Source organism: Acidimicrobiia bacterium (assembly GCA_009694375.1).
Taxonomy (GTDB): domain Bacteria; phylum Actinomycetota; class Acidimicrobiia; order Acidimicrobiales; family VFJN01; genus VFJN01.
On sequence record SHVB01000001.1, the window covers coordinates 176,710 to 200,914 of the forward strand.

Genomic DNA, 24,205 nt, shown 5'->3' on the forward strand with positions numbered 1-24,205 from the left:
TGCATCCCGAACGCTGCCGTCACTGTCTCCGGTTGCGGATGCGATCGCCCGAATGCTCATACCCGACTCACGCATCAGCAGATCAAGCGGCACCTCGGCGAGCCATCTTCCGGCCACGCTCCAACATCCCAACCCAGATCCCGCAGGCATCCGAACTAGCAGCTGCCAAACACTCGCAGCGCATCGGGCAGGACGCACAGAGAGCGACCCGCGGGCGAACGTCTGCACCACGGGCCGGGAACCACTGCTCGACACCCTGCCCGCGACAAGCAGCCCGCTCATGCCACCGCAGGCGATGACAGATCAGATCGAGCAGCTCCTCCCGGGCCTCCACCAACTCGGCCCGGTCTTTACCGGCAGGGAAGCCGGAGGTGGCGCTGCGCCTATTCCCCCCACGCAGCGGAATGTTCACTTCGGGGGGCACACAGAACGGGGCGGGGTTACCGAGGTGGATGGCCTCGCCCGGTGGGACGGCCGGCCCCCCTTCGTGGAAAACCGTTGTGCGTGTAGGACGGAAGGGGCTGGGGTTTCCGGGGGTGTTGGCGTCACCGAAAGACCGGGTGCGGGGGTTTGTTGATGGTGGCTTTGGTCAAGGTGCGTTGCGACGGTCATGGCTCCTCGTGGGATGCTGGTTAGGTGAGCAGGTACGAGGTGACGTGGGCGCTGATGCGCCCGGTGACAGCGATGCGGCGCCGGCAAACGAAGCGGCGGCTGGGCGACGTCGAATTCGGAACGTTCGAGGCGAATCACTACCGGCCGTCGTTCGCCCGGTTCCGCGCAGCCGCCCTGGTCGACCCGTCGTTGCTGCTCGACGCCAACCTCGACGGTGGGGTGATCCTCGACGTAGGAGGGTTCGAGGGCGGCTGGTCAAACCGCTTGGTCCGTCACATCGGCGACACCCCTGTCCGCATTCTGGCGTTCGAGCCGGTCCCGATGATGGCCGACAAGTGGCGGCCGACCGACCCGCGAGTCGAGCTCCACCGCGTCGGCCTCGCTGGTAGTGACCGAACCGAGAAGATCACGCTCGCCGGGCAGGGATCGACCATCTTTGGAGCTGGAACCTTCGAGATCCAGATGCGCGACGTAGACAACCTGCTGCGCACCGAGGGAGTCGAGCGAGTCGACCTGGCGAAGGTCAACATCGAGGGCGGCGAGTACGAGCTGATTGACCGGATGCACGCCACGGGCCTGCTCGACCGGACCAGAACGCTCATCATTCAGTTTCACGACTTCGTGCCCGGGGCGCACCGCCTCCGGCGACGGGCCCGGCGACTGCTGGAGGAGACCCACGAGTGCACCTGGTGCTACCCCTGGGTGTACGAGCGCTGGGACCACCGCCCGGCCGCCACCAGCACTCCAAGGTGATCTATGGAAATCGGGCCTCGCTGCCCACCAGCATTCCTTCGAGGTGTCGTGACGGCTGCGAATCGCAGACGAGAACGCATTGTCGTACGGGTTGCCCATGCCCGGTATGAAAGCGGGCTGTGGGCCGCCCCTACGAGACCGTCGATTCGTGCGGGGAGGGAAAGGCAGGGGGCGCTGTTACGCCTAGGGGTTGGGGGGGTTACGGCGGGAAGGGGTGCCCGGTCACCATCGCCCGGTGGTGTGGGTCGGGGCTCTGTCGGCCCGTTTGCGGGCTTCGCCGATGCGTTGGCCGTCTCGGGCGTTGCATGACAGGTGCGAGGGCCGGAACCCGGTCGGGTCGAGGGGTGCGCCACCATGGGCGAGGGGGATCGCGTGATCCACGGAGAAGCTCATCCGATGGGCCATCGGAGTTGGTCGTCGATCGGTTGCCCGCCGAACGCGCCGCGGCCTCCGACCTGTTCACAGGCGTTCTTGTACCGGGCGGTGATCTTCGTCCCTCTCGCGCCTGAGCACACCTGACGTGCCGACGAAGACGACGTGACCGATCCTCGCTCTCCTGGCGGCTCACGGAGCCGATCGTGAGCCCGGTGGCCTCCACCCTGGCGATGAAGCTCTCCATCTCTTTCGGCGAACGATGCCGGCGGTCGCGATGCGACACCACGAGCGCGTCGTCGACGACCGGTCGGATGTCGTCGAGCGTGGCCTCGTAGAGCGGCCTGCGTTTGCCGTAGGCGCTGGCGTCGTTCTCCGGCACTACGGCGGCAACAGTCCACCCGGTGTTCTCGCAGTAGGCCCTGCAGTCCTCCTCCGGGCGCTTGATGCCTAGGGCGGTGCCAGCGTCCTTGCTGATCCTCGTGTAGATGACTGTTCGCAGGAGTACACCTCAGCCAGTCTTCCCTAACGCCACCCCCCGGATTGCCGCCACCGCCACGACCAGCCGCGCCGCCCTCCCCCCGCAGCGGGCAGGATGGCAGCCGTGCTGCTCCTATCCGACTGCATCCCGGTCAACCCAACCCCCGATTCCCTCTTCGATGCCTTCGCCGACTGGGTGACCAATCGGGGCCTTACCCTGTACCCCGCGCAGGAGGAAGCTCTGATCGACGTGGTGTCGGGATCCAACGTGATCGTGGCCACGCCCACCGGTTCGGGCAAGAGCCTCGTGGCCGCCGGGGCCCACTTCGCCGCCCTGGCCGCCGGCCAGCGCACCTTTTACACAGCACCGATCAAAGCACTCGTGAGCGAGAAGTTTTTCGACCTGTGCCACATGTTCGGACGCGAGACCGTAGGGATGATGACCGGCGACGCGGCGGTAAACCCCGCGGCCCCGATCATTTGCTGCACGGCAGAGATCCTGGCCAACATCGCCCTCCGCCGCGGTGAGCAAGCCGACGTGGGCCAGGCCGTGATGGACGAGTTCCACTTCTATGCCGACCCGGACCGCGGGTGGGCCTGGCAGGTGCCGCTCCTCACCCTCCCCCATGTGCAATTCATCTTGATGTCGGCCACCCTCGGCGACGTCACCCGCTTCGAAGCCGACCTCACCACCCGCACCGGCCGACCCACCACCACGGTCCGCTCGGCCACGCGTCCAGTGCCCCTCGATTACTCCTTCCGTCTCACCCCCGTGCTCGAGACGATCGACGACCTACTCGAGCAGGGGAAGGCCCCCATCTACATCGTGCACTTCACCCAAGCGTCGGCCAGCGAACGGGCCCAGCAACTGATGAGCACGAACCTGTGCACCCGCGAAGAGAAGGATCGCATCACCGAACTCATCGCCGACTTCCGCTTCTCTACCGGCTTCGGCAAGACGCTCTCCCGCTTCGTGCGCAGCGGGGTGGGGGTGCACCATGCCGGGATGCTCCCGAAGTACCGGCGGTTGGTGGAACGCCTGGCCCAGGCCGGGCTGTTGAAGGTGATCTGTGGCACCGACACCCTCGGGGTAGGCATCAATGTGCCCATCCGCACGGTGCTGTTTACCGCCCTGTCCAAATACGACGGAACCCGCACTCGCCACCTCGGTGCCCGGGAGTTTCACCAGATTGCGGGCCGGGCGGGCCGGGCGGGTTACGACGTGGAGGGATCGGTGGTGGTGCAAGCCCCCGAACACGTCACCGAAAACGAGAAGGCCGTGGCCAAGGCCGGGGACGACCCGAAGAAGCGCCGCAAAATCGTGAGGAAGAAGGCGCCCGAGGGCTTCGTGTCTTGGGGCGAAGGCACCTTCGAGCGACTCGTCGCGGCCGAGGCTGAGCCACTCACCTCCAGTTTCGCCGTCTCGCATTCGATGTTGCTCAACGTGCTCGACCGGCCCGGCGATGGCTGTTTGGCCCTACGCCGCCTCCTGACCGACAACCACGAAACACGACCCGCCCAGCGGGCTCATATCCGACGCGCCATCGGCACCTACCGGTCTCTCATGGCGGCTGGGGTGATCGAACGTCTCGATGAGCCCGACGAGCAGGGTCGTCTGGTACGCGTCACGGTGGACCTCCAGCGGGATTTCGCCCTCAATCAGCCGCTCGCCCCCTTCGCCCTGGCCGCCGTGGAACTTTTTGACCGCCGCGATGTTGGCTATGCCCTGAACATCGTGTCGGTGGTGGAAGCCGTGCTCGATGACCCGGGGGTGGTCCTTAGCGCCCAGGTGAACAAGGCCAAGGGCGAGTTGGTGGCCGAGCTCAAAGCGGCGGGCATGGAGTACGAGGAGCGCATGACCCGGCTCGAGGAGGTCACCTACCCCCAGCCCCTCGCCGACGAACTCGGGGCCGCCTTCGCCATGTACGCCCAATCCCAGCCCTGGGTGGCCGATCACCCGCTCTCCCCCAAGTCTGTGGTGAGGGATCTCTGGGAGCGGGCCATGACCTTCGCCGACTACGTGGGGTACTACGGCCTCACCCGGGCCGAGGGCACGTTGCTGCGGTACCTCAGCAACGCCTACAAGGCCCTCATCCAAACCGTGCCCGAGGCCGCCAAGACCGATGACCTCTACGACCTCACGGAGTGGCTGGGCGAACTGGTGCGTCAGGTCGACTCCAGCCTGCTCGACGAATGGCAAGCCCTCTCCCACCCCGAGGAGCTCCTTGAGGAGTCCGGGGCCGACGTCGACCATGCGCCACCACCGCTCACCGACAATCGGCGTGCCTTCCGGATTCTGATCCGCAACGAACTCTTCCGGCGGGTCGAACTCGCCGCCCACCGCCGGATCACCCAACTCGTTGAACTCGACGGCGACACCGGATGGGATTGGCACCGCTGGTCCGCCGTGCTCGACGCCTACTTTGCCGAGCACAACTCCATCGGCACCGACTCCGTGGCACGCGGGTCGGCCTTTTTTGAAGTGGACGAGAGCGGGCGCCGCTGGGCAGTACGCCAAGTGCTGGCCGACCCCGCCGGTGACCACGACTGGATCATCGCCGCCGAGGTGGACCTCGACGCTTCTGATGCCGCCGGCGTGGCCGTGGTGCGCGTCCTGGATCTCAGGGAGCGATGAAACGCGCCTGAGCCCACCTTTTCCGCAACCCGACCCCCGCCGGGGGCCCGGCCGCCCAGGGGGAACCACGGTAGCGATAGCGAGTGCTACCGCGAGGGCTGGACGAAGAGCACTTGGTCCGCCCCGAGGTGATCCTCCAGCACTCGCACGAGGCGACCGACCTCGGCGTCTTGGCGATCCCAGACCACCACCGCCGTGTCCACCTGCGTAGCCAGCCAGTCGTCCCGTTTCCCGAGTGCCAGTCCCGCCCCTTGTTTGGAGGTGGGTACCTTGCGATCGAGGGTGACGGCTTTTTTGGCCTGGGCCACAAGGCCGGCAAAGCGCCGTCGCGCCTCGGGCGGCCACGGAGCATCGGGGGCGGGGTACGGCAAGACCGCCACCAGCGGGAACCCCTGCTCCAGGGCGGCCTCGGCGCCAAGTTGCTCCGCCCCCAGGCGCAACCCGCTTACCACCGTGAAGGGTCCGTCGATGGTCCGCAGGCCCACGAGCAACTCGCCTAGCCGGGCCCGCACCGCGTCGGAGATGGGGTTGTCGCCGTAGCCACCCACGGCGCCGGGGCGGTGGCCCGCCACCAGCACCAGTCGCCCCGCCGGCAGCCGCTTATCGCGCCCGCCCCTACTAGGCCCCACCGCGTCGGGCGGACCCAGGTCGGTGGGCTCCCCCTCGCCGGTACGGCCAGCCTGGGTTACCGCCGCCTCCACCGCCAAGCGGTCCACCAGATCGTTCATCGGATCGCCGGCATGCCCCTTCACCCACTCGAAGTTCACATCCCCGCGCTCGAGGTACTCGTCGATGAACGGCTCCCACAGGTCCTGGTTGGCTACCGGCTCCCGCTTGGAGTTCTTCCAGCCCCGCTTCTGCCAGCCTTCGTACCACTTGTCACGGAAGCAATGAACCACGTAGGTGCTGTCACTCACGATGGTGAGCGGTCCTTGGATGGCGGCCAGGGCCTCATGAGCCGCCGTGAGCTCCATGCGTTGGTTGGTGGAATGGCCCTCGGCACCCGATGCGAACCGCCCTCCCGGGATAGCCCACGCCCACCCTCCCGGACCCGGGTTTCCCGAGCAGGCACCGTCCGTGTAGGCCACGTTTGGGTGGCGAGCCGAAGTAGTCACAGGGCGATGGTGGCGCATGGGGGCGCTCGAAGCGAGACAATGGACAGATGAGCATTGACGGCTTCCTGGATCAACTCCCCGACACGGACCCGGCGCAGACCCAGGAGTGGATCGACTCCCTTGATGCCGTCACCACCATCGAAGGGCGGACCCGCGCCCGATTCCTGCTGGCCCGGCTGCTCGAACGAGCCCGTGAGCTTCATGTGGGCGCCCCCGTCAGCGTGTCGACGCCCTACGTGAACTCGATCCCAACCGATCAGGAGCCGTTGTTCCCCGGCGATGAATACATCGAACGCCGAATCCGAGCCTTCATCCGCTGGAACGCGGCGGTGATGGTGGTCAAGGCCAACCACCACGATCAGGGCATCGGCGGTCACCTCGCCACCTTCGCGTCTTCCGCCGCTTTGTATGAAGTGGGCTTCAATCACTTCTTCCGCGGCAAAGACGGCGGCCGGGCCGGTGACCACCTTTATGTGCAGGGTCACGCCGCTCCCGGCATCTACGCCCGGGCATTCCTGGAAGGCCAACTGACCGCCGACCAGCTCGATCACTTCCGGCGCGAAATAGGCGGTGGCGGCCTGTCGTCATACCCTCATCCTCGGCTCATGCCGACCTTCTGGGAGTTCCCGACCGTCTCCATGGGCCTCGGGGCGCTGTGTTCGATCTACCACGCCCGCTTCAACAAATACCTTCACAATCGCCAGCTGGTCGACACCAGCGAATCCCGGGTGTGGGCCTTCGTGGGCGATGGAGAGTGTGATGAGCCGGAGACGTTGGGCTCTATTTCCCTGGCCGCACGCGAGGGCCTCGACAATCTCACCTGGGTGGTCAACTGCAACCTTCAGCGACTCGACGGTCCGGTGCGGGGCAACGGCAAGATCATCCAGGAACTGGAGGCGATGTTTCGCGGGGCGGGATGGAATGTCATCAAGGTGGTGTGGGGCCAGAAGTGGGACGAACTGCTGATGCGGGACGTGGACGGCGTGCTGCTGACCAAAATGCAGACCACCGTGGACGGGGAGTTCCAGCGCTACGCGGTGGAATCCGGCGCGTACGCCCGGGAGCATTTTTTCGGCCCCGATCCACGCCTGACACAACTGGTCGAACACCTCAGCGACGAGGAGATCCGTAACCTTCCTCGTGGTGGCCACGACTACCAAAAGCTTTACGCCGCGTATCGCGCCGCCACCGAGCAAGTGGGCGGACCCACGGTGATCCTGGCCAAGACCGTGAAGGGTTGGACACTCGGCCCGGAGGTGGAGAGCCGCAATGCCACCCACCAGATCAAAAAGATGACCACCGGCCAATTCCGTGCCCTGCGCGAGCGACTCCACCTCCAAGACGAGGTGCCGGAGGAGGCCCTGGCCGATGACCAGGAGCCTCCCTACGTCACCGTGGATGCGGACTCAGACATCGGAAAATACCTCCGGGCCCAACGCCACGCCTTGGGCGGCTCACTCCCCCAGCGGATCGTGAACATCCAACGCCCGCTGGAACTCCCGGCCAAGAAAGCGTTCGAGCCCCTGTTGGCCGGCAGCGGCCACCAGGCGGCGTCCACCACTACGTCCTTCACTCGTCTGCTCCGCAACCTCTGTCGGGATCCCAACTTCGGCCCCCGGGTAGTGCCGATCATTCCGGACGAAGCGCGTACCTTCGGCATGGATTCATTATTCAAAGAGTTCGGGATCTACGCCTCCCACGGGCAGCACTACGAGCCGGTAGACCACGCCCTGTTGCTTTCCTACAAGGAGAGTCAGTCTGGCCAGATCCTCGAAGAGGGCATCACCGAGGCCGGCGGTCTGGCGTCATTTATCGCCGCCGGCACCAGTTACGCCACCCAAGGGGTGCCGATGGTGCCCTTCTTCACCTTCTATTCGATGTTCGGCTTCCAACGGGTGGGCGACCTGATCTGGCAGGCGACCGATGCCCGGGCCCGAGGGTTCCTCCTCGGCGCCACCGCCGGGCGCACGACCTTGATGGGTGAGGGGCTCCAGCATCAAGACGGCCATAGCCTCCTGTTGGCATCGGTGAATCCGGCGGTGGAGGCCTACGACCCGGCCTTCGCCTACGAAGTGGCCACCATCGTGCGGCACGGGCTGCGTCGCATGTGGCTCGACAATGAAGACACCATCTTCTATCTCACCCTCTACAACGAGAATCAACTCATGCCCGCCATGGCGGACGGCGTGGCGAAGGGGGTGGTGGAAGGCCTCTACCGGTGGGCTGAGGCACCCAGCGGCCCTCGGCATAAGGCCACCATCGTGTTCTCGGGGGCGGCCAACGTGGCCGCTCGGGAGGCCCAGACCGAACTGGCCGAGCGCTATGACGTGGCCGCCGAACTGTTCTCCGCCACTAATTACAAGCGACTACGCGAACAGGCGCTCACCACCGAACGGTGGAACCGTCTCCATCCGGACCTACCCCACCGTCGGGCTCGCGTCACGGAAATCCTTGCCGGGCAGGGTCCGGTGATCGCCGTCACGGACTTCATGAAGGCCGTCCCCGACCAGGTGGCCCGCTGGATTCCCCCGGGTCGACGCTTTACTCCGCTGGGCACCGATGGGTTTGGTCGCAGCGACACCCGCGAGGCGCTCCGGCGTTACTTCGAAGTAGACGCCGCCAACATCGTGGTGGCCACCCTGGCCGCACTGGTGGCCGATGGGGAACTCCAGGCTCCGGTGGTCACGGAAGCCATCCGTCACTACGGTCTCGACCCCGAGCGAGCCGACCCTCGGCTCACGCCCTAAGGCAAGACAACCACTCGGTCCTCCGAGATGGGCACGCAGGCTGCCAACCGGTAACCACTATCAAGACCCCCTTCACGGGCAACCCCGAAGCAGACGCCCTCCTCACCGAAAACCCGCTTGCTCTGCTCTGTGGCATGGTGCTCGACCAGCACGGGCAATGAAGGCACAGAAGCGTCCGTCAGTGGTAGACAGGCACTGTTGCAGATTGCTACACTTCAACCGTGGCCACGACGTCTCCCGCTCGTATCGACGATGACCTCTACGCCTCGGCGAAGCTCGCCGGCGAGGTCCAGAGTCGCAGCGCATCCCAGCAGGTCGTCCACTGGGCGAGGATCGGCCGGGAAATCGAGGCATCGGCCAGCATCGCGCAGAAGGACATCGCCGCAGTGCTCGCAGCGAGCCGGTCGTACGACTCCTTGAGCGCCAAGGACCAGGCCATCGTGCGGGCAGAGTGGTCCGCGCTGATGGACGATCGGCGAGCGGCGTTGAACCTCGCTGAGCAGTTCGCCCGGGACGGGCGGGCTTGGGTCGAGCTCGACGACAGCGGCACCGTCGTCCACCGCGACCAGGCCGCCGAACGCCCGCCGGATGCCTGACCCGGTCCTCCACCTCGTCGTAGGACCGAACGGTGCCGGCAAGTCCACCCTTCACGAACTCGTGATCGGCCCGACAACACGTCTCGAGCTCGTGAACGCGGACGTGATCGCCGTGCAGAACTGGCCCGATGATGCCGCCCGCCGGTCCTACGACGCCGCCGCCCTCGCGGCGACACGGCGGGCCGAGCTGATCGAGGCCCGGACTTCCTTCGTCACCGAGACGGTCTTCTCCCACCGCTCCAAGCTCGAGCTGGTCAGCGCCGCCGTCAACGCGAGCTATCTGGTGTCGCTGCACATCGTGCTCGTACCCGAAGCCCTCGCCGTGGCCCGCGTGGCGAACCGGGTCGAGGGTGGAGGGCACACCGTCCCGGAGGCCAAGATCCGCGAGCGATACGGGCGACTGTGGCCACTCGTCGCCGAGGCCATCACCGTGGTCGACAACGCCACCGTCTACGACAACAGCCGGGCCGCGAAGCCGTTCCGGATCGTCGCCACCTTCGAGCGCGGCTACGCCCTCGGCGACGCACCCTGGCCCACCTGGACACCCGAGGCCCTGCGCAACGCGGGCCGTTGAGCGGCGTCGCCTCGCCGTCGTCTCCTGCCCTGCCGAAGCCCAAGATGTCCGCCACCGGCATCCCAAGGCCGACCAGCTCATACAGCAACGAACAGAAGTTCCACGTCCTCTCATGCCGCCCCACGCACCGGCGTGACTGGCACGTGAGCGATGCCCCCCCCGCTTGGCCCACATCCGAGCTCGCCCAGACCCACCTTTGGTGGGCCCGTGCCACCGTGGCGCGGCCCCGACTAGGTGATGCCGCTGATGATGCAGGCGGTGGTCCCCGTTCGGACTCGCGCAACCTCCCGGAAACCGGCGGGTGGATCGAAGGACTCCGCACAGGCGTTTGACGTAGCTTGCGACCGCGATCCGGTTCCACCCAGACCCAGGAAGGTGCGGGCAGCCGCCCACGACACCACCCCGTGCACGGTCAGGCCGTCGGTGCTGCCGAACTCGTTGCGGCCGTCGAAAGCGGCGGCAGCTTCCTGGCCCGGGACGGCGGTACCGAAGTCGACGCCGCCACGTGGGAGGCGGAGACCGTTCCTCGTCCGTCGATCGAGTCGTCCTTCGCTCCCCGCCGCCTCGCAGGCCGACGATGAATCCGGGGTGACGAGCGGCCCCTCTAGATCGCAGCGCCGACCGGCGTGGCTCGGCCGTTCGGACAGGTCCGGCTGAGCCAAAAGGGTGTCGGGCGGCGCCGCGAGTGCGTCAGATCGGCAGTTATTGACCGCGAACGTCAGTACCGCTCCGTGTCGCCCGGTCCTCCCGGCAGCCTCAGAACACACCGGGGTGTGTGTCACCGGAGCAGCTCGGACACCGCTGTGGTTTGCGTCCCCGAACGCGCTCTCGCACCCACGGAAGACCGCAGTCGGTGCAGGTCAGCGTCTCGATCGTGGGGGCCGCCGGGACGGCCGAGCGGGGCGCAGATGGATGGGTGGCGGGTCGCGGTGGGGCGCAGTCCTCGCATCGGCGGGTGGACTGCGCTCCCGACCTGGCTCCCACCGTCCAGGTGGCGTGGCAGTCGGGGCAGGTCACGACCTTCTTCGTCTCGGTCGACGATCCGATCGCTTCGAGGGGGTCGCCGAGGCTGGCGCCGGCGAACTGGGTGGTCGTGATGATCGGGACCCCGTAGGACCGGGCTTTGGTTGCCTTGCCCGATGAGGTGTCTGCTTCGTAGACGACAAGCAGGTCGGTCTGCTTGGTGACGCTCTTGCCGACGATCAGTCCGAAGCTGGTGGCGCGGTCGATGAGTTCAGCTCGGGTGTGCGCCGGGTCGTCGCCCGTGAAGGTGACGCTCATCCCTTCGGTGAGCGGCACCGTGGTAGTCGTGATCCGGGCGGGCCGCGTGCGCTGTTCGACAGTCTTGGGATCGACTTCCAGCGCGCTACCCACCCGCAGAAGGACATCGAGCTCGTCGTCGGTCACGACGTCGTCCGCGAGGGCAGCATCGATGAGGTCGTTCATGTAGCGGCGGTGGGCTTGGGCGAGCTGTGCCTCGTTGAGTCCCAGCTCGGCGGCCCACACCGCTAGTTCGGCGCGTTCGTTTCGGTCGATGTGGAGGTCCGAGACGGCGCGTCCGAGGACGTCGAGGTAGGCGAGCATGTCCGCTTCGATGCCGTCGTGGTTGAGGGCGTAGGCGAGTTGAGCGACGTGCGGTGGGTCCGGTACCACGACGGTGGCGATGACGCCACGGCGAAGGACACGACCTGATCGAGTGAGGCCCACCGGAGCGGCGGCGGGACCGCCGGTGCCGCAGCCGCTGGCGACTCGGATGAGGAGCGTGGCGGTGGCGGTTGCGTCGGCGAGGGCGCTGTGGTGGTCCACGAGCGTGATGCGGTGTTCAGTGCAGGCGACTTCGAGGCGACATCGGGTTGCCGTGAGGGTGTCGAGCCCGGAGGGCGCGGCGAAGTCGGCGCCGATCCGCTCGTACTCGTTGGTAAGCATGCGCCGGTCGAAACCGAGGTTGTGGGCTGCGAGGCAGGCGCCGTGGAGGCGGATGGCGATGTCGCCGGCGATGTCGGCGAAGGTGGGTGCGTCCCGGAGGCTTTCGGCGGTGAGACCGTGGATGTGGGAGGCGCCGACGTCGCGCTGGGGCTGGACGAGCGTGTCCCATTCGTCGATAACCTGGCCGTTGAGGTCGACGGTGACGATGGCGATCTCGACAATGCGGTCGCTGTTGTAGACGCCGGTGGTTTCGCAGTCGACGACCGCGACTCGGTCGGCACCGCCGGTTAGCGCGGCGAGGGGAGCGGTGCTCAGGGGCGGTAGCGGCTCGAACGCGTCGGTGAGGTTCTTGAATCGGTCGAGGAACCTCCAGCCCCTACTTCCACACCGGGTCGAGCCGGGAGAAGTCGAACGAGATGGGCACGTAGGCTGCTTCGCAGTGACCACTATCAAGACCCCCTTCACGGGCAACCCCGAAGCAGACGCCCTCCTGACCGAGAACCCGCTTGCTCTACTTTGTGGCATGTTGCTCGACCAGCAGGTGCCGATGGAGTGGGCGTTCGCCTCGCCGCTGAGGCTCCAACAGCGTTTGGGCGTCCCCCTTGATGCTGCCCACATTGCCGAGTTGCCGCTGGAGGAACTCGAGAGGCACTTCACGGGCCCGCCCGCCCTGCACCGCTACCCGTCCTCCATGGCCAAGCGAACCCAGCAGTTATGCCACCACCTCGTGGATCACTACGACGGCAAGGCCGAGGCGATCTGGACCGGCGTATCCACCGGTGAGGAACTTTTTGACCGACTGCGCGCCCTTCCGGGTTTTGGCGGCGAGAAGGCCAAGATCTTCCAGGCCCTGCTGGCCAAGCGATTCGGGATCACTCCGCCAGGCTGGGAGGGGCCCGCCCAGCCTTTCTCGGATGCCACGCACCGATCCATCGCCGACGTCGACTCGCCCGACGCGCTGGTGGAAGTACGGGCCTTCAAGAAGATGATGAAAGCCCAGGGCAAGGGCAAGGACGGCTGAGCGTATCGTGCCCGACGTTCCTTCGTATGACTAGTCGCCGGGATAGTCCGGACCTTTGCGCACGAACGCTTCGTAGGCCTCTGGACCGATGATGTTAGAGACCCCGTTCTTGCGCTCGAAGGTACGGCGTGGGGTGTCCCCATTGTTGTCAAAGAGGCGAAGCTCGTCGCATAGGTCACGTTCAGCCGCTTCACGGAAGGTGCCTGACACGGATCCGAGGGTCCGGCGGATGATGTCCTCCGGGACATGCCGCCCTGAACTCTGACCTCCGAGAACAGTCCGGCGCACAGTTTCCTCCGTGTCGACTGTGGCGTAGTCGGCCACTATCCGCTGGGCACCGTTCATGATGCGCAACTCCCCCGGCCCCGGAGCCACCCCACCCACCCCCGCCACTACCTCAACACCCCGTTCTCGATCAGGTACTCGTACAGATCGGGCGCCAAGGTCTTGACGAACGAGCTCGTCAGATGGGTGAAGTCACTGTTCACGACCACGCCGTTCACGATCGGGTCGCAGATCGGCAGGAACGGGCACACCAACCCGTCCAGATCCAACGACCACACCTGGTCATCTGCCGCGTCCAGTTCCCGATACAGCGCTTCGAGGGAGCTGCGGGTGGGGTCCGCCACGTAGCGGCACTCGTCCACCACCTCGGCCTCCGAGAGGCAGCTCAGGGGGTTGAAGCCGTCACCCGCATAGGGGATGGGATCGAGCAGGACGACCTTGCGACCTCCGGCGCGCAGCTCGGCCAACGAGCGCGTCGTGGTCTCCTCGATCCAGTCCTCCAGCTCCGCGGATCCGCTCAGGAGCTCGTCGCCATCAGGCCCCAGCACGGTCATCATTTCGCCTCGCTCGTAGCCGAGGTTCATGGCGACGACGACGTCGGGGTCAAGCTCGTCGAGGAGCCGATTGTAGGTGTCCTCCTTCGCCCGCTCACAGGCCTTCCGCCGTGCGACAGGGTCGTTCTGCGGCACGACGTAGAGGTCGCGCTGCCAGGGGCAGGCCAGCCGGGCGGACACAGAAAGGGTGAGGTCGTGTTCTTCGGCGATGGCGAGGAACGCAGGGATCAACATGCCGGCGTGGCTGTCCCCGATGAGCAGGATGCTGGCGCCGTCGCCCGTGGCGATGGTGCAGGCGGAGGCGGGCTTGGCCAGGCAGTCCGGCAGTTTGATCCCGTTGTTGGACTTGATGGCGCTGTAGTCGAGGTCGGATGGGACAGGGATGAAGCCGCTGGTGGCGGTGGTGGTGGTGATGGGGGTGCGGGTGGTGGTGGGTTGGAGGATGTTGGGGATGAGGAGGAGGGCGGAGAGAGCGCTGGTGGCGAGGCCAGTGGCGATGACGGGGTAGCGGTGGCGGTCGAGGAGCTGGGAGAGGCGGATGGGGTGTTCGAGGAGCTGGTAGCTCAGCGATGCGAGGGCGGTGGCGACCACAACGGTGTAGGCGGTGGTGCTCCAGGGAGAGAGGCCGAAGGTGCGGGTGATGATCAGGATGACGGGCCAGTGCCAGAGGTAGGTCCCGTAAGAGATCTTGCCGAGGTAGACGATCGGGGCCAGGGAGAGGCCCCAGCGGGCGGGGCCGGTAGTGGTGGTCTCCAGGCCGATCAAGATGACGACGGTCAAGGCGGTGACGGCGGTGCCGCGCTGGATGGGGTCGAGGGTGTTGGTGGCGGAGGAGGCGACCAGCACGATCCCGGCGATGGCGGCCAGGGCGACCCATCCGGCGGCGCGGGCGTAGCGCCGGAAGCGGCCGATGAGGCCGGGGGTGAGGGCGAGGAGGGCGCCGGCGAGAAGCTGGTAGGCGCGGGCGTCGGTGCCGTAGTAGGCGCGGCTGGGATCGGAGTTGCGGAGCGACCAGGCCCAGGCCAGCGACAGGATCCCGGCGGTCAGGATGGTGCCTTGGCGGATGCGCCATTGGGCGCGTCCGAAGCGGCGGGTGATGGCGAACAGGCCCCCGAGCAGCAGGGGCCAGGCCAGGTAGAACTGCTCTTCCACGGCGAGGGACCAGAACTGCAGAACGGGGTTGGTGGCCAGGTCGGCCCCGAAGTAGTCGGCGGCTTGGTCGATGAAGTACCAGTTGGCGACGTAGAGGAACGCGGCCTTGAACCCGCCCACCGCGTCGGCGATCTCCACCGGGGACGCCAACGCGGCATAGACCAGGGCAGTGATTACCAACACCACGAACGCGGCCGGCAACAGGCGCCGGAACCGCCGGGCGTAGAACCGGCCGTAGCCGACCCGGCCCGCTTCGCTGGTCAGGTCCTTCAACAGCAGTCGGGTGACCAGGAACCCCGACAGGACGAAGAACACGTCCACCCCCACGAACCCACCCGCCCACCCGGCCACCCCCGCGTGGAACACCACCACCAGATACACCGCCACCGCCCGCAACCCATCCAACCACGCCCGATACCCCGTATCCCCGGGCCCCGGAGCCACCCCACCGACCCCCGCCACTACCCCAACACCCCGCTCTCCGAGAGGAACACATCCAACGCCGACCGCTCGTCATCGCCGGCGGAGATCGAGGCGCACCGGGCATGCATGGCCGTGCATGCTCTCACTCGCCGGCCGCCAATCGGTAATCAGCCTTGCGGCCGGCGCCTCGTGAGCTCGGGTAGTTCGCCCGGCCGGGCGATCCTCGATGTGGCGGCGTTCCAGCGACAACGATCTCGTAGGTGTGCGTGTACCCGTCTGTGCAGAGGTGCTGGGCCACCTGGCCCATCGGCCCTGACGCAGCCTCGACAGCGTTGCGGAGGTGGTCGAGTCGCTTGCCCTTGCCAGCCATACCCCAACGAGCGTACCGGCCTGCGACAACATCCGAGGTGGCGCGCTCAGCCGCCAGAGGGGACGGTCAGTAGCCGGACTTCAGACGGCTGTCCTTGATACACGGCATCGGGCAGTTCTGCAGCGTGGTCTTGCCGCCCGAGCGCCAGGGCTTGATGTGGTCCGCCCCCCTGCCGTCGAAGGGGCAGGTCTCCTCGCGGACGGGGCGCACGCCCTTCTGATCGAAGGCGGACCGCTTCTCCGAGTTTCGGAACTGCCGGAGATTCAGCCACTTCTCCTCGCCGGTGAGGACATAGGTGTAGTTCCCCTCGGCGGCCCTCAGCGCACCACCGGCAGCACGTCACCCGCATGGTCCGGCGCAGCCATCAGTAAAGGACCGGGACCTGACCGGCGGGGTAGGCCGACGGCGCGAAGAACCAGGACTCGATGGCGTGACGCTCCTGCGTCATCGCCGGGGAGGCTCCCGTGCGGTGGAGGAGGAGGTGGTCGAAGATCAGCGCATCGCCTGCCCCGAACTCGGGCCGCAGGATGGGGGTGTCCGCAGCAGCGGCCGCCACGGCCTCGTCGGACGCCGCCCAGTCGTAGCGGGCGCCGTCGTTGGGGACGATACCCTCGAGGCGCTTCGGCACGATGTCGAGCCCCGGCGCGTCGACCCCGCACGGCGTCAGCGCGAGCCAGCAGTTGAAGGCGGCCACGTGCTCACCGAGGAAGGCGCCGTCCTGGTACCAGCGACCGTCGGTGTCGACGTCCGGCGGCATCCGTCGGAGCGTGCCCTTGATGGCGGACATCACGGGCCGCTCGCCGAGGAAGTCCGTCATCAGCGGGCCGAGCCCCACCTCGTCGATCAGCTCGAACAGCTCGAAGAGCATCCGGGGCGAGTCGACCGTCCACAGGCTCCCCCGCGACCGGAGGAAGGCCCGGTGAACGTCCTCCGGCAGCCCGGGGCTGACGCGGTCGGGCATGGGGCCGGGGTCGTACCACCCCGCGTCCACTGACCCGCTTCCGGCGAGGGCGGCGTCGTAGGCGGCGGCCAGTCGCGCCGCCCGCTCGGCGGAGGCGAGCCCGGCGGCCAGTCGCGCCGCCCGCTCGGCGGAGGCGAGCCCGGCGGCCAGTCGCGCCGCCCGCTCGGCGGAGGCGAGCCCGCGTACCAGCACGCACCCACTGCGGGCAATCCCATCGCGCAGCACATCGGCGGTCAGCGATTCGGAAGCGACCTCGACGATCGTGCCGTCGGCCGGGACGGGGGCGATGGCGCTCGGCTGGCGCGTCTGGCCAAGGGGGAGGAGCTCGGCGCCATCGCGACGAAGCCGGACGAGGGCCCGCTCGAGGTCGCCGTGACGCTCGGTCCGGTTCGCTCGGGTGAGCACCTCGATGGCCTCGTGGACCGCATCGTCAGCCGCCAGGTCGTCGGCCCACGCGACCGTGGCGACGACTGCCGCGGACGGGCCCGCCTCGATCACCGACCCACCTTCCTGCATCCACCCACAATGCTACGCGCCGCTCCGCGCATCATCTGGCGGCCAGCCCCGTCAACGGGCCGCGCTTGCCCGCGAGGTTGTCGGAGGAGCATGTCGGCTCGGCGCCGCACCCAGGCGTCAAGCGAAGCCCCTCACGCAGGGCAGGGGCCGACCTGGAGGTGCTGTGGATGACTGACCCCGCTCCGATCCCCTACCTCTCTGCGAACGGAGCGCGGGATGCGACCCGCGCCGTCTTCATCCCCGCACGGGCGAGCGCCCCAACGTCCATCATGAAACCGATGGCTACCAGGTCAAGGATGAAGTGCGTGCTGCCGCCAGTGGTCGCTCCGCAGCGCACGTTGATCGAGCCGTCCACCAAGGACAACCACGTGAAGGCGTTGTTGGCGATCGTCTGACCTTGTCTGTCCCAATTGATGCTGGAGGTTCCCGGCCACTCTTCGTCTCCCGGGAACAGGGACAAGTATCCGGTAGACCCCACGGTTCCGGTGAGCCTCACGTTGAAGCAGTAGGCAAACTCCTCGGGCTCAGCAAACTCACCCCCGAGATTCCGAGTCTGGTTTCGGCCGATCCGACCGCCCCCTTTCGCGGGAGTCGTACAGCCGCATCGGCCCGAAGGGCAGGTAGACGGGAACGAGCGGAGCCGCCCCCGCGGGCCCTGCCGTGACCACGGACGATCCGACACCCGCCGCCTGCGCACCGCGATGGTCGGCAAACATGTCACCGGCTGGTGGGCCTACGCCCACGTCAACGGCGGCGTCGACAAGTTCATGCTGCGTCGTCACACCGTCGCGCGGCCCATAAACGGTGACGCTGGAATCTCCTCGTAGTTTCGGCCGCCAGCAGCAGCTTCAAAGAAGCCCACGCAGACTGCCGACTAACGGACGTTTCTCGTCGCCGACCTGGGTGACCGAAACCGGTGGCCGACGTTTGTCGCCGCCGCAGTCAAGGCGGCCACAAACGGTGTTACGCGAATCAAGCGTGGGTTTCGGTCGCGACGACTCGAGATGAACGATCGAGATTCGGCCGCCGACTATCCCTCTAGTACGACACGGCCACGCCTGGTCGGTGGCGAAATCGACCATCTGTGGGCAGCATTCAGTGGCGGTCGTCAATCTCGCGGCCGTTCAGTCTCTGCCCACCGGGACCCCGCTGCAACCCGGCCTCGAGGCGAGTGCCGCTGCCCGTGAGCTCCACCCATGCTGATCGGTCTGGCCACGATGGCGCCCCCGGCGGATCGTGCTCGCGAGGGGAAGCACCGCCATCGCAAAGCGAAGGCGCCACTAGTCGTCGGCTCAACCAGACAACCAGCAGGCACCCTTGCCGTCGCTGGCCTGATCCGAGGTCGCGAGGTAGTTAATCTTCAATTTTCCGCCATCGGCGTTGAAGTCGTAGGGCTGGCAGGAGAACCTTCTCTGCCACTGGTCTGGGTTGCTGTCGCTCTGCGATTCAGTCAGGGTGAGGACATATGCGTCCTGCGGTTTACCCAGCGGAATGGAGTTGTCTTTGACGAACCTATCGAGTGAGGAACTCAGGCTAGACCTTGCTGAAGGGGACAGTTCACTGATCGTCTTCATGCCAGCTGGAAGTTTGACGACGATGCTGTCCCAATTGCTCGGACTGCTGTCGATGCTCTTCGATACCGGGGTTTCATTCCAACCCCAGTAGTACTTCATCCCGTCTTGATCGGTCAGATTCCGCTGCCCGTCCGGAGCCTGAGGCACTAGGCCGTTGAACCAGCTCGCGCGGGTCCGCCAAAAAGCATTTTGCAGAGCGACCAGGTCGTTGATGTCTGATACCCAGCAGGATGACCAGTCCATTGCAAACATTGGGGCCTTGCCCGCCTGTCCGCCTGACTCGTTGTAGGGGGTGTTCGTGTCGTTACCGGTGAAGTAGGTGTATTGCGGCAATATGCCCGGGTGGTTGCTGGCGTACTTGAGCCAGTGATCAATCCAGTCGGCCCAACCGTTCCCGCTGAGTTTAGCTTCGCACTTGCATGTCGGGTCGGAGACTAACTTCAGTCCATCAGGGCCTGGAGCGTCTACCTGCGTCGGCTGGCAGCCTTTGCCGTCAACACTGCCTGCCCCACCCTTTCCGTCAGAGCCCGGGCATTCGTAGGCCGAACCGTTCCAACGGCATCTCTTGTCAGTCGAGTTGGAATCCGTCGGGTAGTAGATGCCGCTATCAAATCTCTTTAGCTGTGTTCCGACAACCACCCCGACCGCAGCCTCGAGGAATGGGTCGACGCCGGCAAGCTGGCCCCTGCCATCGGGTGGTGAACTCGAGTCTGAGCAGAAATCGATAACAAATTCCTGCGCGCTCACATAGCCATCAGTGGCGCTTTCGTTCCCCGTGCCAGTGCATTGCGGCGGGTCAACATACATCTGCGTAGGAGGGTAGATGTCGTTGCGTGTGAAGGTCGCCGGCACGACTGTGCCGTCAAGACCGTCAGGGACTCGCAGCAGCACGCCTGAGCCACTCGGTTCGAGCATGGAGTTCAGTGCACTGGTGATGTCGGTCTGACCTGAGTCAGAGGGCGACGATTCCCCGTCAGAGGGCGACGATTCCCCGTCAGAGGGCGAGGATTCCCCTGACGACGAGCACGCGGCGACCAGGAACAGCACCACCAACACAGCAAGCAGCCGAAGCCACAAATTTGCGAGCGCGGATCCGACCACACGAGGAGGGTAGTCTTCCGCACGTTGGCTTGGAAAGTTGAGGATCGGCATCGGAAGAATTCATAAATGCTTCGGGATGTGGTCGAGGATCACCCGTGGTTGTGAACGCCACGAACACCCAGAGCTCGGCGCACGGGCATCCATCCGGAGTGCCTCAACGCGCTTGCTCAGTGCGGAAGATGTAGCGAACTGAAATGGACGTTTTCGGGCGGCTGATTCAGCAGCAGGGGTGGCAACTAGCTCCCAACAATCCGCGCATTTTGTCACCCACATTCACACTCTGAGACATCTATACCGACACCAGAGCGGAGAGCTGTTTATCCACAAACAGGGAGACATGCGCGGGGGAGCCCCAGAAATTGAGGAACACGAGCGGGATGGCCAACGACCACTACGGAACAGTCCTCACATTCCCCAGCGGCAAAGCCGCCCCTGACAGTGACAACACGATTGCCGATGAACTCGACGACATCGAGAAAGCCTTGACCGCCGCCGCCATACGGCTGCGCCAGATGTCGCAGAACCTCGATCGACAACTGCAACACGGGCACCTCGACCAACTAGACGACCCGTTCGCCGTCACCGCCGACGTGGGGGACCGGATCGACCAGGCGTCGCAGGCCGCCACCCTCGCCGCCCCGCAGCAACGCACGCCGATTCAGGCGGTCTTCCATCGCGTCATCTGTCATCTGTTTCTCCCCGGTCGTTATACGCCCATTTCTTCTTCCCATGAACCCGGTGCGACAACGTCGAGGGTGGTGGTGGGGCGGTCACGCGGCCCGTCCACCCCACGCTGCATCAGTCGAGACGGTGCCGTTGGCGATCGAGCCATCCCAGCAGGACCGCCACCGCCCGAGGGTCGTGACGGAGGCGATGACCAGCACCGTTCATGATGCGCAACTCCCCCAGCCCGGAAGCATCCGCCAGAACCCGAGCGTCGAATACCGGCACGAGGTCGTCTTCGCTGCCGTGGATCACCAGCAAGGCCCGGGGCGCGATGGCGGGGGCAAAGGCCACCGCCCGCCACTCCCGCAACTGACCGGCCCAGGCCGCCATGTCGGGCGGGAAGGTGGCATCGCGCACCATGCCCACCTCCCGAGCGTGCTCCAGTAAGCGGCCCGGATGCGATGCCCAATCATCAAAATCGGCCGGCGCTCCGAGCGTGGCGGCACCCTGCACCTCGGGATCTTGGGCGGTGGCACAAATAGCCAGCGCCCCTCCGGTGCCAAATCCTGCGATCCACACCGCGCTCACACTGGCATCGTTGCGCAGGTGGGCGGCGGCGGCGGCGATGTCCTCGAGCCAGCCGCCGAGTGAGAAACTTCCTTCGGACTCGCCACAGCCGCGCAGTGCCACCACCATGACCACCCAGCCCAACTCGGCGGCAATACGATCGGCCAACTCCGGCAGCGCCGCCGCCACCATCGAGGCTTCGGTGACGTCGCTGGGGTAGCCGTGGACGAGCACCAGGGCCGGGCTCTGGGTCACATCAGCCCGCATCGGCGGACGGGCCAAGTGGGCGGCGAGAAGCTGCCCGTGTGAGGGGAAGCGATACTCCAACGCGCTCAGTCGGGCTCGCCGTAGGGAGACGCGGCGCGATAGCCACGGTTGCGCGCCTCGGCGAGCGTGTCGGGCCCGAAGGAAAGGAAGGTTTCGGCGGCCATCAGTTCGTCGATCACCTCAGGTCGGTCGAAGGTATCGAGGTCGTAGACGGTTTGGGTGCGCTTATCTCCGAGCCAACGGGTGTGCTCGAAACGGGTCGGACGGTCCATCCCTGCAACCTATCGGGAGACGCGGATCGGGGATCGCATCGACATCGTCGACACGATCCCCGTTTCCGTTCGTACTGGGAAGAACCGGAGGGCATCACCCTGACGGGCTGAGGGGTGGGACCACGTTCCCAACGCGTCTCCGGCGGCGGCTGGCTTGGTTTCGCCAGCTGGTCCAGCAAGCCGCGCTAGCGGCCAGCCACCTCCAGGGTCCCGCAAGAACAGTCGTTCATTGGACGGACCACCTCCTCTCTCTGGTAGCCCCAGTGAACCACGTCATCGGCGGTTTGAGGCGACCATTTTCTTATTCGGCCAGCGGACCCAGGGCCCCGATGCGCCCGAGATGGTCGAACAGCCCTGCGATAATGACGTGAGCGTCGGAGTCGCTGATCTCCAACCCGTCTTGATCCAGGGCGCCCAACACCGATGCCACGGTCTCATCGTCAGCCACGACCACCTCCGGCCGCTCGCCGATCACCCGCACATCGCGCCCGGGGGCGGCGCTGAGACCGTTGGCCGCGAGGTGGTCCAGAGCGGCGAGGATCGCCCGGCGCACCTCCGCGTAGCTCACGCGGGCTTGTACCTCGACAGGGAGCCGATCGCCCACCGCCCGCACGGCCTCATCTACATCGAGGATGGCCGAGGGCGTTTCATGGGCCAGCCGGAACGTCTCTGATCCCACCAGCAAGGCCGCGATCGCAAACACGAGCACGCCAGCTACTCCGACAAAGACCCAACCCATTGGGCGAGGCTAGAGCGCAGGAGAGCTCATCGGACAAGCTCCGCCGCTCTCGAGACGCTTAGATCCCGATGCGCTGAGCAAGAAGCTCACGGTGATAGGTGGGATCACCAAAGAGGAGCTCGGAACTCTTGGCTCGCTTGAAGTAGAGGTGGGCCGGATGCTCCCAGGTGAATCCGATGCCGCCGTGGATCTGGATGTTCTCCGCAGCTGCGTGGAAGTAGGCCTCGGAGCAGTACGCCTTGGCCAGGCTTGCCACCGACGGAAGTTCGTCGTTCAGCTCGGCGGCGCACCAAGCGGCGTAGTAGGCGGCGGACTTGGCCGACTCGACCTCCAGAAGCATGTCGGCGCACTTGTGCTTGATGGCCTGGAACGACCCGATCGGGCGGCCGAACTGCACGCGATCCTTGGCGTACTGTACGGCGGTCTCGAGCACCTTCTGGGCCCCACCCACCTGCTCGGCCGCCAGAGCTACGGCGGCCAGATCCAGCACTCGATCAAGGGTGACCCACCCGGCACCATCGGAGCCGATGAGGGTACCGGGGGTGTCCACGAAGTCGATCTTGGCTTGCTTGCGAGTCTGGTCCATGGTGGCGAGGTTCGTGCGGGTGACACCGGCGGCGGAAGGGTCCACGGCGAAGAGGGACACCCCCGCGGCGGTCCGGGCGGCCACGATCAACAAACTGGCCTGGGCCCCGTCGAGCACAAACATCTTGGAACCGGTAATGGCGTACCCGTCACCGGCCGGGGCGGCGGTGGCGGTGATGCCGGCCTCGTCCCATCGGCCGTTGGCCTCGGTGAAGGCCAGCGTGGCGATTGTCTCGCCCGACGCGATGCCCGGGAGGTACTCCTTCTTGGCGGCGTCATCACCCGAGTGCAGCAGGGCACTCGTGGCCAGCACACAGGAAGAGAAGTAGGGGGCGCACAACAGAGCCCGCCCCATCTCCTCGAGCACCACGGTGAGTTCCACAAAGGTGAAGCCCTGGCCGCCGAACTCCTCAGGAATGATCATGCTCTGCAGGCCCAACTCGTTGGCCATCTGACCCCACACGGCGGCGTCATAGCCCTCGTCGGTATCCATCAAACGACGGACCTCGGCCTCGGGAGACTTGCTCTCCAAGAACTGGCGGGTGATACGGCGGAGCTCTTCTTGCTCCTCGGAAAAGGCGAAGTTCATGGGTCAGGGTCTACCGCGTGCGTCCGCTCTTGGTCCAACCGCAGCGCGTACACATGCGTACACTACGGCCATGGATCAAATCGGGGCCCGGGAGCTGCGGGCCAACCTGGCCGCCACGGTGCGCCAAGCCGGGGCCGGTGAACGGGTCATCATCACCATCGATGGCCGCCCGGTGGCGCAGCTCGGCCCCATCGAAGCCAATGGGACACCGTCGCTCCCTGACCTCGCCGCCGCCGGCCTGATGGAAGCACCCCATTCCCCCCACCGCCCCGCCCCGCCCCGCCCGGTGGACACGGCGGTGGATGTGCGCCTCGAACGGGTGTTACGCGAGGTGCGAGGCGGATGAGTTTGTACGTGGATACCTCGGCATTGGTGCGGCGCTACCTCCAAGACCGCCACCGCCGGATCGTGATGGACACCATGGACGGCGACGACGCGTGGTGCGCCTCGGCCCTCGTGCGCACCGAAGCGCAACTGGTACTGCACCGGGCCGCGGTATCCGGGCGCCAACAGGCGGAGTTGTGGCGAACCCTGCGCCGGGAATGGGATGCCTTCTGGGTGGTTCCCCTCGATGATCGCGGCTTGGCCCGGGCGGTGGAGATCGGCGCCACCTACGGCGTGCCCCTGGTAGATGCCATCCACCTCGCCGCCGCCGATCGCCTTCCAACCCCGGTGCGCTTCTTGACCTTCGACCCCCAGCAGATCCCCGCCGCCGATGCCCTCGGCTTTGAGGTGCTCAGCCCCCTAGCCTGA

Annotated in this window: 22 protein-coding genes and 1 pseudogene; 10 read left to right on the top strand and 13 right to left on the bottom strand. The window is 66.3% G+C overall.

Annotated features, from left to right (window positions below):
* Positions 1 to 82 precede the first annotated feature (82 nt).
* Positions 83 to 454: a WhiB family transcriptional regulator gene (locus tag EXQ71_00850; protein MSO86052.1), complete on the bottom strand. Its 372-nt coding sequence runs from the start codon at positions 452 to 454 to the stop codon at positions 83 to 85.
* Between the two features lie 182 nt (positions 455 to 636).
* On the opposite strand from EXQ71_00850, the gene EXQ71_00855 reads away from it, so the two are divergent.
* Positions 637 to 1,365, top strand: a complete 729-nt coding sequence (locus EXQ71_00855) for an FkbM family methyltransferase (GenBank protein MSO86053.1) — start codon at positions 637 to 639, stop codon at positions 1,363 to 1,365.
* A gap of 199 nt (positions 1,366 to 1,564) precedes the next feature.
* On the opposite strand, the gene EXQ71_00860 is transcribed toward EXQ71_00855, so the two are convergent.
* Complete coding sequence (locus tag EXQ71_00860; protein ID MSO86054.1) at positions 1,565 to 2,239, bottom strand: recombinase family protein; 675 nt, start codon at positions 2,237 to 2,239, stop codon at positions 1,565 to 1,567.
* Positions 2,240 to 2,344: 105 nt separating this feature from the next.
* Here EXQ71_00860 and EXQ71_00865 point away from each other — a divergent pair, with 105 nt between their 5' ends.
* Complete coding sequence (locus EXQ71_00865; GenBank protein ID MSO86055.1) at positions 2,345 to 4,852, top strand: DUF3516 domain-containing protein; 2,508 nt, start codon at positions 2,345 to 2,347, stop codon at positions 4,850 to 4,852.
* Between the two features lie 86 nt (positions 4,853 to 4,938).
* Here EXQ71_00865 and EXQ71_00870 read toward each other — a convergent pair whose 3' ends face one another.
* Positions 4,939 to 5,985, bottom strand: a complete 1,047-nt coding sequence (locus EXQ71_00870; protein ID MSO86056.1) for a hypothetical protein — start codon at positions 5,983 to 5,985, stop codon at positions 4,939 to 4,941.
* Positions 5,986 to 6,014: 29 nt separating this feature from the next.
* On the opposite strand from EXQ71_00870, the gene aceE reads away from it, so the two are divergent.
* The 4 genes and pseudogenes from aceE to EXQ71_00890 all read left to right on the top strand — a co-directional run bounded on the left by aceE (position 6,015) and on the right by EXQ71_00890 (position 9,884).
* A complete protein-coding gene (aceE, locus tag EXQ71_00875; GenBank protein MSO86057.1) occupies positions 6,015 to 8,714 on the top strand; it encodes a pyruvate dehydrogenase (acetyl-transferring), homodimeric type in 2,700 nt (899 codons plus the stop codon).
* A gap of 59 nt (positions 8,715 to 8,773) precedes the next feature.
* Positions 8,774 to 8,863 (top strand): annotated as a pseudogene (locus EXQ71_00880) (Fe-S cluster assembly protein HesB).
* A 72-nt stretch (positions 8,864 to 8,935) separates the two neighbouring features.
* The gene (locus tag EXQ71_00885) at positions 8,936 to 9,310 is read left to right on the top strand and encodes a hypothetical protein (protein ID MSO86058.1); all 375 of its coding nucleotides are present in this window, start codon (positions 8,936 to 8,938) and stop codon (positions 9,308 to 9,310) included.
* Positions 9,303 to 9,884, top strand: a complete 582-nt coding sequence (locus EXQ71_00890; GenBank protein MSO86059.1) for an ATPase — start codon at positions 9,303 to 9,305, stop codon at positions 9,882 to 9,884. Before EXQ71_00885 ends, EXQ71_00890 begins: the two co-directional genes overlap by 8 nt.
* Before the next feature lie 230 nt (positions 9,885 to 10,114).
* Here EXQ71_00890 and EXQ71_00895 read toward each other — a convergent pair whose 3' ends face one another.
* On the bottom strand, positions 10,115 to 10,666 hold the full coding sequence (locus EXQ71_00895) for a hypothetical protein (GenBank protein ID MSO86060.1): 552 nt from the start codon (positions 10,664 to 10,666) through the stop codon (positions 10,115 to 10,117).
* The gene (locus tag EXQ71_00900) at positions 10,641 to 12,335 is read right to left on the bottom strand and encodes a hypothetical protein (protein MSO86061.1); all 1,695 of its coding nucleotides are present in this window, start codon (positions 12,333 to 12,335) and stop codon (positions 10,641 to 10,643) included. Before EXQ71_00900 ends, EXQ71_00895 begins: the two co-directional genes overlap by 26 nt.
* Between EXQ71_00900 and EXQ71_00905 the strand changes: the two genes are divergently transcribed.
* Complete coding sequence (locus EXQ71_00905; GenBank protein ID MSO86062.1) at positions 12,250 to 12,831, top strand: Fe-S cluster assembly protein HesB; 582 nt, start codon at positions 12,250 to 12,252, stop codon at positions 12,829 to 12,831. The two genes, EXQ71_00900 and EXQ71_00905, sit on opposite strands and share 86 nt — an antisense overlap.
* Positions 12,832 to 12,861: 30 nt before the next feature.
* Here EXQ71_00905 and EXQ71_00910 read toward each other — a convergent pair whose 3' ends face one another.
* The 4 genes from EXQ71_00910 to EXQ71_00925 all read right to left on the bottom strand — a co-directional run bounded on the left by EXQ71_00910 (position 12,862) and on the right by EXQ71_00925 (position 19,818).
* A complete protein-coding gene (locus EXQ71_00910) occupies positions 12,862 to 13,224 on the bottom strand; it encodes a hypothetical protein (GenBank protein ID MSO86063.1) in 363 nt (120 codons plus the stop codon).
* Positions 13,224 to 15,284: an acyltransferase gene (locus EXQ71_00915; GenBank protein ID MSO86064.1), complete on the bottom strand. Its 2,061-nt coding sequence runs from the start codon at positions 15,282 to 15,284 to the stop codon at positions 13,224 to 13,226. The genes EXQ71_00910 and EXQ71_00915 overlap by 1 nt, the downstream gene beginning before the upstream one ends.
* 695 nt (positions 15,285 to 15,979) lie before the next feature.
* Positions 15,980 to 17,092 carry a hypothetical protein gene (locus EXQ71_00920; GenBank protein ID MSO86065.1) on the bottom strand — a complete coding sequence of 371 codons (1,113 nt, stop codon included), beginning with the start codon at positions 17,090 to 17,092 and terminating at the stop codon, positions 15,980 to 15,982.
* A 1,292-nt stretch (positions 17,093 to 18,384) separates the two neighbouring features.
* Positions 18,385 to 19,818 (bottom strand): hypothetical protein, encoded by a 1,434-nt coding sequence (locus EXQ71_00925; protein MSO86066.1) that lies wholly within the window; start codon positions 19,816 to 19,818, stop codon positions 18,385 to 18,387.
* Positions 19,819 to 20,144: 326 nt separating this feature from the next.
* On the opposite strand from EXQ71_00925, the gene EXQ71_00930 reads away from it, so the two are divergent.
* Entirely contained in the window at positions 20,145 to 20,660 is a 516-nt protein-coding gene (locus tag EXQ71_00930; protein ID MSO86067.1) for a hypothetical protein, read from the top strand.
* Here the strand turns inward: EXQ71_00930 and EXQ71_00935 are convergent.
* The 4 genes from EXQ71_00935 to EXQ71_00950 all read right to left on the bottom strand — a co-directional run bounded on the left by EXQ71_00935 (position 20,566) and on the right by EXQ71_00950 (position 23,452).
* On the bottom strand, positions 20,566 to 21,327 hold the full coding sequence (locus tag EXQ71_00935; protein ID MSO86068.1) for a hypothetical protein: 762 nt from the start codon (positions 21,325 to 21,327) through the stop codon (positions 20,566 to 20,568). The genes EXQ71_00930 and EXQ71_00935 overlap by 95 nt on opposite strands.
* A gap of 5 nt (positions 21,328 to 21,332) precedes the next feature.
* Positions 21,333 to 21,539 carry a hypothetical protein gene (locus tag EXQ71_00940; protein MSO86069.1) on the bottom strand — a complete coding sequence of 69 codons (207 nt, stop codon included), beginning with the start codon at positions 21,537 to 21,539 and terminating at the stop codon, positions 21,333 to 21,335.
* A gap of 301 nt (positions 21,540 to 21,840) precedes the next feature.
* Positions 21,841 to 22,278 (bottom strand): hypothetical protein, encoded by a 438-nt coding sequence (locus EXQ71_00945; GenBank protein MSO86070.1) that lies wholly within the window; start codon positions 22,276 to 22,278, stop codon positions 21,841 to 21,843.
* A 58-nt stretch (positions 22,279 to 22,336) separates the two neighbouring features.
* A complete protein-coding gene (locus EXQ71_00950; GenBank protein ID MSO86071.1) occupies positions 22,337 to 23,452 on the bottom strand; it encodes an acyl-CoA dehydrogenase in 1,116 nt (371 codons plus the stop codon).
* On the opposite strand from EXQ71_00950, the gene EXQ71_00955 reads away from it, so the two are divergent.
* Together EXQ71_00955 and EXQ71_00960 are read left to right on the top strand one after the other, a co-directional pair.
* Positions 23,451 to 23,798, top strand: a complete 348-nt coding sequence (locus tag EXQ71_00955; GenBank protein MSO86072.1) for a type II toxin-antitoxin system prevent-host-death family antitoxin — start codon at positions 23,451 to 23,453, stop codon at positions 23,796 to 23,798. The genes EXQ71_00950 and EXQ71_00955 overlap by 2 nt on opposite strands.
* Positions 23,795 to 24,205, top strand: coding sequence for a PIN domain-containing protein (locus tag EXQ71_00960; protein ID MSO86073.1), 411 nt, complete (start codon positions 23,795 to 23,797; stop codon positions 24,203 to 24,205). Before EXQ71_00955 ends, EXQ71_00960 begins: the two co-directional genes overlap by 4 nt.